The sequence below is a fragment of the Rhodospirillales bacterium genome (assembly GCA_016710335.1).
GTDB lineage: Bacteria > Pseudomonadota > Alphaproteobacteria > Rhodospirillales > Defluviicoccaceae > JADJXQ01.
The window spans coordinates 1-6,613 of record JADJXQ010000021.1 but is presented as its reverse complement, the minus strand read 5'-3'; the positions used below and the strand labels follow the sequence as shown (position 1 = coordinate 6,613).

7 protein-coding genes and 2 pseudogenes are annotated in these 6,613 nt (G+C 65.9%); 6 read left to right on the top strand and 3 right to left on the bottom strand.

All coding sequences use genetic code 11. The annotated features are described in order from the left end of the window. Window positions 1-167 precede the first annotated feature (167 nt). Complete coding sequence (locus IPM60_15455) at window positions 168-1,424, top strand: AsmA family protein (protein MBK8909217.1); 1,257 nt, start codon at window positions 168-170, stop codon at window positions 1,422-1,424. Continuing rightward, entirely contained in the window at window positions 1,411-2,301 is an 891-nt protein-coding gene (locus tag IPM60_15450; protein ID MBK8909216.1) for an AsmA family protein, read from the top strand. Before IPM60_15455 ends, IPM60_15450 begins: the two co-directional genes overlap by 14 nt. 45 nt (window positions 2,302-2,346) lie before the next feature. On the opposite strand, the gene IPM60_15445 is transcribed toward IPM60_15450, so the two are convergent. Continuing rightward, complete coding sequence (locus IPM60_15445; protein ID MBK8909215.1) at window positions 2,347-3,051, bottom strand: hypothetical protein; 705 nt, start codon at window positions 3,049-3,051, stop codon at window positions 2,347-2,349. 77 nt (window positions 3,052-3,128) lie between these two features. Here IPM60_15445 and IPM60_15440 point away from each other — a divergent pair. Together IPM60_15440 and IPM60_15435 are read left to right on the top strand one after the other, a co-directional pair. Beyond that, window positions 3,129-3,930: pseudogene (locus IPM60_15440) on the top strand (undecaprenyl-diphosphate phosphatase). Window positions 3,931-4,212: 282 nt separating this feature from the next. Beyond that, on the top strand, window positions 4,213-4,644 hold the full coding sequence (locus IPM60_15435) for a hypothetical protein (protein MBK8909214.1): 432 nt from the start codon (window positions 4,213-4,215) through the stop codon (window positions 4,642-4,644). A 150-nt stretch (window positions 4,645-4,794) separates the two neighbouring features. Here the strand turns inward: IPM60_15435 and IPM60_15430 are convergent, their stop codons facing one another. Further along, a complete protein-coding gene (locus tag IPM60_15430) occupies window positions 4,795-4,971 on the bottom strand; it encodes a hypothetical protein (protein MBK8909213.1) in 177 nt (58 codons plus the stop codon). 47 nt (window positions 4,972-5,018) lie between these two features. Next, complete coding sequence (locus tag IPM60_15425; protein ID MBK8909212.1) at window positions 5,019-5,261, bottom strand: hypothetical protein; 243 nt, start codon at window positions 5,259-5,261, stop codon at window positions 5,019-5,021. A gap of 136 nt (window positions 5,262-5,397) precedes the next feature. Between IPM60_15425 and IPM60_15420 the strand changes: the two are divergent. Together IPM60_15420 and IPM60_15415 are read left to right on the top strand one after the other, a co-directional pair. Further along, window positions 5,398-5,912, top strand: a pseudogene (locus IPM60_15420) (esterase). Between the two features lie 186 nt (window positions 5,913-6,098). After that, on the top strand, window positions 6,099-6,613 hold a 515-nt coding region (locus IPM60_15415), incomplete at its 3' end, for a methyltransferase domain-containing protein (GenBank protein MBK8909211.1).

The window sequence follows — 6,613 nt, the reverse complement described above, 5'->3', positions numbered from 1 at the left end:
TTCGCGACGATGCTCATGTGAATTCCTTTCCTGCCAGTGTTGGGAGAAGCGCTAGTGTTGCGAAGTTAGTCTGAATGCGCAACAAGCGCTGCCGATGGCCAATAGTTGCTCACGGCATTCTCTGCTAACCTGAACCTGTTCAGTTGCTTCTCGGTGGAGGTGGATTCATGAGAGCCGTCAAAATCACAGCCTTTGTCCTGGGCGGCCTGGTGGCCTTGCTGGCCGCCGTCGCGGCATTCATTCTGGCGACCTTCGATGCCAACAAGTGGAAAGGCGAGATCGCCCAGCTGGTCAAGGAGAAGAAGGAACGCAGCCTGAAGATCGAAGGAGACCTGTCCCTGTCCCTGTTCCCCGCCATCGGGGTGTCTGGCAAACGACGTTGTCGAGCACAAGAGCGAACAGGTGTTCGCCGCGGTGACAACGCGCGCATATCCCTGCAATTGTTGCCGCTGCTGTCCAAGCAGGTGGTGGTGGATACCGTGACGCTCGATGGCGTCAAGGCCCGCGTGGTGCGCTTCAAGGACGGACGGCTGAATATCGATGATTTGCTGTCGAAGGACGAGAAGGAGCCGCCTGCCCGCTTCGACATCGCCGGCGTGAAGTTCGCCAACGGCGAACTGGCCTGGCGTGACGAAAAGGCCGGCCAAGACCTGATCCTCTCGTCCCTTAATCTGGAAACGGGGCGACTGGCCAACGCCGCGTCGGACAAGTTCGACCTGTCGGCGACGCTGGTGGGCACGCAGCCCAATCTGGCGGTGGCGCTAAAGGCCGCCGGCGAGTATCGCTACGATCTCGACCGGATACGGCGGCGCGAATCTGACGTGCGCCTGACTGGCGACCTGGCCGACATGAAGTCGCTGGACATAACGCTGGCCGCAGCTGCCATGCAGCTGGCTGGTGCGAACGAAATCGTCGTCGAGCAGCTGCTGCTGACGGCCAAGGGCAAGGCGGCGGGCGATGCCTTCGAGGCGCGGCTCGATGCGCCGAGGCTGGCGCTGACGGCGGAGAAAGCCAGCGGGGCGACCGTCAATGCTTCCATCAAGCTGGCGGGTGCCCAGCGTGCTATCGATGCGAAGATCGCGCTATCGGGGGTGGAGGGCAAGAGTCAGTCTCTGCAGGCCGGCAAATTCGTGCTGGACCTCGACGCCCGGCAGGGCGAGACCACCGTCAAAGGCAGCCTGGCTTCAACCCTGTCCGCCAACCTGGAAAATCAGACGGTCGAATTGCCTGCATTCACAGGCGAACTAAACTTGGCCAACCCGCAGATGCCCATGAAGAGTGTCCGCCTGCCGCTAACGGGAGGAGTGCGCGCCGATATCGACGGACAGACGGCGGCCCTGCATGCCAACACACTGTTCGACGAGAGCAAGATCGCGGCGAAACTGAACCTGACGCGCTTAGCTCCTGCCGGTGCGCAGGGCTGACCTCGACATCGACCGGCTCAACAGACGGAAGCACTTGCCGCCGGAAACCGCCGCGGCGGGCGAGAAGAAAGCGGAAACGCCGCGCGATTTCTCCGCGCTCAAGGGCCTGAACGCCAGCGGCGTCGTGAAGATCGGACAACTGCAGGTGTCTAACGTCAAGGCCGCCAATGTCCGCCTGGAGATCAAGGCCGCCGACGGCAAGCTCGACGTCGCACCCCACTCGGCCAGCCTCTACAACGGCAGCCTGACGGGCGCGCTATCAGTCAATGCCAACAACAATCGCGTCGCACTGCAGCAGAACCTGGCCAATGTCAGCATCAATCCCCTCATGAAAGATGCGCTCGACAAGGACGTGCTGGAGGGGCGCGGCAACGTCGCGCTCGACGTCGCGTCCGGCGGTACGACGGTTGCGGCGATGAAGAGGCCTCAACGGCACTGCGAGCGTGAATCTGAAGGACGGCGCCATCAAGGGCATCAACCTGGCGAAGACCTTTCGCGAGTCGAAGGCGTTGTTCTCCGGCCGCAAGGATGCCGTTCAGGAAGCGAAGCAGGCCGAGAAGACGGATTTCTCCGAACTGACCGCTTCCTTTCGCATCGCCGGCGGCGTGGCGCGCAACGACGACCTCCGCGCGAAGTCGCCTCTTCATCCGCCTGGGCGGCTCGGGCGACATCGATATCGGCGAAGACCGCGTGGATTATCTTGCCAAGGCCAGCGTGGTGGAGGAACACCCGCGGCCAGGGCGGGGCAGGGAACTCGATCACCTCAGGGCCTCACCGTGCCGGTGCGGGTAAGCGGCCCTTCGACAAGTCGCCGACAACATCGAGTTCGGCGGCCTGGTGGCGGAAGCCGCCAAGGCCAAGGTCGAGGCGAAGGTGAAGGAGACGGTGCAGGAGAAATCCAAGGGCGTCCTCAAAGGCCTGTTCAAGCGTTAGCCGCAGCCAGCTTGTCCAGCAACAGCGGCAGCACCGTTCCCGCCGCTCCCTGCAGCGCAAACTGAATATGGCGCGTGAGCGCCGTGCGTTCCGGGTTGATTTCCACCACGGTTGCGCCGGCCGACAGCGCCCGCAGCGGGAGTTCGGCGGCCGGGTAAACCTGCGCCGAGGTGCCGATGCTGAGAAACACGTCGCAATGCTCGGCGGCATCCTCCGCTCGCCAGGGGGCCTCCGCCGGCAGCATTGCCGAACCACGACGTCCGGGCGTAGGCGCCGCGCGCAGCGCGGCGGCGATTCGCCCTCCGCAAAGTCGCTGACGACGCGCTGCTCGAGTGAGCATTTCACCCGCGTAATGTTGCCGTGCAGTTCCACCACCGCGCGCGAGCCGGCGCGTTGGTGCAGGCTGTCGATGTTCTGCGTCACGAGCGTGAAGGTGTCGAAGCGCTGTTCCAGCCTGGCCAGCGCTTCGTGGCCGGGATTGGGCCGCACGCCGGCAATACTGGCGCGCCGCGAGGCATACCACTCCCACACCCTCTTGGGATTGCGCGCGAAGCCTTCCGGCGTGGCCAGTTCCTGCGGATCGTAATTGGCCCACAGTCCGGTCAACGCGTCGCGGAAGGTCGGAATGCCCGATTCGGCCGAGATGCCAGCACCGGTGAGCACGGCCACGCGGCGTGCCCGCGAGAGGCTCGATGAGTTCGCGCGAATGTCCATGCGCATGTCCTTGCCGGGCCGGGAACCGGTCTCCATGCTACCATCCCGGCGCTATGGATTTCACTTCCCGTGCTGCACGCGCTCATCCTCGGCATCGTCGAGGGCCTCACTAGTCCTGCCGATCTCTCGACCGGCCACCTGATCCTCGTGGCCGACCTGCTCGACTTCAACGATGAGCGCGGCAAAACTGTTTCCGATCGCCATCCAGACCGGTGCGATTCTGGCGGTGCTGAGTACCGCGCCCGCTCGGCCGGGTCGTCCGCGGGGTGTCGCACGACCGCGTCGCGCAGCGCTTCGTGGCGAACCTGGCCATCGCCTTCATGCCGCTGGCGCTGCTTGGCCTGGCATTCGGCCAGGCCATCAAGGCGCAGCTGTTCCAGCCGGTTCCCGTGGCGACGGCCTTCATCGTCGGTGGCCTGGTCATCCTCTGGGCGGAGCGGCGCGAGCACACGATCCGGGTCGAGAGTGTCGACGACATGGGCTGGCGTGATGCCCTCCTGCTCGGCATCGCCCAGGCCTTCGCGCTGATTCCCGGCAACATCGCGTTCCGGCGCCACCATCATCGGCGGACTGCTCTTCGGCCTGTCGCGCAAGGCGGCCACCGAGTTTTCCTTCTTCCTGGCGGTGCCGACCCTGTTTGCCGCCGCCGCCTACCAGATGGTGAAGGAACGGCACCTGCTCAACGCCGACGATCTCGGCATGTGGGCGGTCGGCTTTTCCGCCTCCTTCGTCTCGGCCTTCCTCTGCGTGCGCTGGCTGCTGCGCTACATCAGCACCCACGACTTCTCGATTTTCGCCCGGACACCGCATCGTCTTCGGTATCGTCATCGGCACGGCCTATTCGGGCGTGGTGAATTGACCGCGCCACGAACGACCCGTAACGACCTGGCGCTGATCCTGCACTGGCTTTCCCTGGTCGTCGTCGACCCACGAGGAACCGCGCGTGGTCGCCGCTGCTGGAGCAGGCGCTCAACCAAGGTTTGGCGCCGTTCATCTGGAGCGCGGCCGACGGTTTTCAGCCGCAGCAGCAACACCAGCCGATCACGCAGACCTACGAATTCCTCGATGCTGCGCCATATCGACAAGACCCAGGAGAACGGCGTCATGTAACATCCTGACGCGCACCCTCCTCGCCGATCCGGTGAATGCGCGTCTGGTTCGCGAGATCGCCAACGAATACAACAAGACCGCCCGCACACTGGTTTTCGTCAGCCCTCGCATCGAATTGAATGCCGAGCTGGCCCGCATGAGTGCGCGCTTCGCCTTGTCGGTGCCGGGATTGGAAACGATCCAGGGACTCCTGCGCGAGGAAATGCAGCTTTGGGCGCGACAGGGAACGGGGAGCCGGTGCGCGGCGAGAAGGAGGCGCTGCATCTGGTTGGCGCGCCACCTGACCGGCATGGCGCTCGACGACGGCGCGCGCAGGGCGGCACGGCAGGCGATCCGCAACGACGGCTTGATCGCCCGCAAGGACATCGACCACGTGCTGCCTTCTCGCACAGGACGCGGCGCAGGCAGCGTGTTGGAGCCTGAGTTCGACACGGCCAGCTTCGCCCAGGTCGGCGGCGTGTGAACCGGCCTAAGCATTGGCTGGAGTTGCGCGCGACGTCTTCGTCGGCGACGCCGGCGCTGCCCTGCAGCCGCCCAAGGGCATCGCGCTGCTCGGCGTGCAGGGCGGCAGAGCCCGGGCCGCAAGGCGGTGGCCGGCGCCTGGGGTGGCCTGCTACGGCTGGATTTCGCCACGCTCTCCAACAAGTTTTTTCGGCGAGACCGAGCGCAACCTGCGCGAAGCGCTGGCTTCGGCGGAAGCCATGGCGCCTGCGATGCTGTGGGTCGAGATCGAGAAGGGGCTCGCCAGCGACAGCTCCGGCGGTACCGACGGCGGCGTCTCGCGCCGCATCCTCGGCCCCCTGCTGACCGGCTGTCGGAGCGCAAAGGGCCGCGTCTTCATTCCGCACCGCCAACGATATCGAGCAGCCGCCGGAGCTGATCCGGCAAGGGCCGCCCGACGAGATCTTTTTCGTCGACCTGCCGGACGCGCCGACGCGCGCCGAGATCTTCGCCATCCACCTGGCACGGCGCGAAGCAAAGCCCGAGCGATTCGACCTCGACGCACTGGCGCTGGCGGCGGACGGGTTCTCCGGCGCCGAGATCGAGCAGGCCGTCGTGTCTTCGCTGTACGAAGCGCATGCGCGGAAGGTGCCGCTCGAGCAGGCGCTGCTGCTGACTGAAATCAGCCGTACCCGCCCGCTGTCGACGGTGATGGCGGAACGCGTGGCCGCCCTGCGCGCGTGCGGCCGATCGCACCGTGCCGGCGAACTGAGCGATGATTGTCTATCTGCATGGTTTCCGTTCCTCGCCCCAATCCAACAAGGCGAAACAACTGAAGGCGCACATGGAAGCGCTTGGCCTCGGCCCTCTGTTCTGGTGCGAGCAGTTGCCGGTTTCGCCGCGCGTGGCCATCGCGCTGGCGGAGCGCGCCACGCCCGGGCGCGACCCCGGTTACGGTAGTGGCTTCGCTGGGCGGCACGATCTACGCACCGCGTCAGGCGAAGCATGGTTTGCGTGCGGTGCTCAACCCGGCGGTGGTGGCCCATCTCTCGCTCGCCGAGTTCGTTGGGCCGCAGACGAACCTCTATACCGGCGAGACTTTCGATTTCCGCCTTGAGCACATCGAGGAACTGCGCGCGATCGAGGTGCCGCGCCTGTCGCGGGCCGGGGAGCTCTGCTGCCGGGTGGAGGAGGGCGGCGGGATCGCTCGACTACCGCCAGCAGGCAGTGGCGAAGTACGGGCTGCCGGCAGGTGGTGCTGCCGGGGGTGACCACGTCTTTACGCGCTAGCCGGACTATCTGGACGTGGGCTGGCGCTTCGCGGGATGGCCACACGAGTTTCGATGCGATCGCCACAGCGCGAGGAGCGTGCCGGCTGCTGGCCCGATTGCCGCACGCACGCCGAGGGCGCTGCGCTGCGAACTAACCTTTCCGATGCCGCGTGCTGGCGGCGGCCAGCCTTGCAGCGGGTTATGCGTGCTGGATCTGGCGAGCGGGCCGGGCGTGCTGGCCAGTGCGGCGGCGGCAGAGGTGCAGGGCGGGCTGGTGGTGGCGAGCGACATTGCCGAAGGGGCGCTGCGGGAAGGACGCCGCCGGGCCGTCGCGGACAATCTGGTCTTCGTCGCCGCCGATGCGGAGCGGCTGACTTTTGCCGACGGCGTCTTCGACCGCGTGCTGTGCGGGCTTGGCCTGATGTTCTTTCCCGCAGCGGAGCAGTCCCTCGCGGAAATGCGTCGCGTGCTCAAGCCAGGCGGCCTCGCCGTGTTCTCGGTAGTAAGGGCGAGGCGTCGCAGGCGCCTTGGTGTCATGCCCTGCCCTGCGTACGAGCCGCATCCTGCGCCGCCGCCCAAGGCCGAGCGTCTCTCGCCCTTCCGCTTCGGCAGCCGGCCTTTCCTGAAACAGACGCTGGAGGCAGCGGGCTTCCGTGAAGTCGAGCTTCACACGCACACCCTCAGCTGCGTCTTCGCGACGCCGCAGGACTACTGGCAGGC

Coding starts and splice junctions, on each gene's coding strand:
- IPM60_15430 (MBK8909213.1), bottom strand. CDS start 4,971: ATGCGGCGCGAGACGCCGCCGTCGGTACCGCCGGAGCTGTCGCTGGCG.
- IPM60_15425 (MBK8909212.1), bottom strand. CDS start 5,261: ATGCGCTTCGTACAGCGAAGACACGACGGCCTGCTCGATCTCGGCGCC.
- IPM60_15455 (MBK8909217.1), top strand. CDS start 168: ATGAGAGCCGTCAAAATCACAGCCTTTGTCCTGGGCGGCCTGGTGGCC.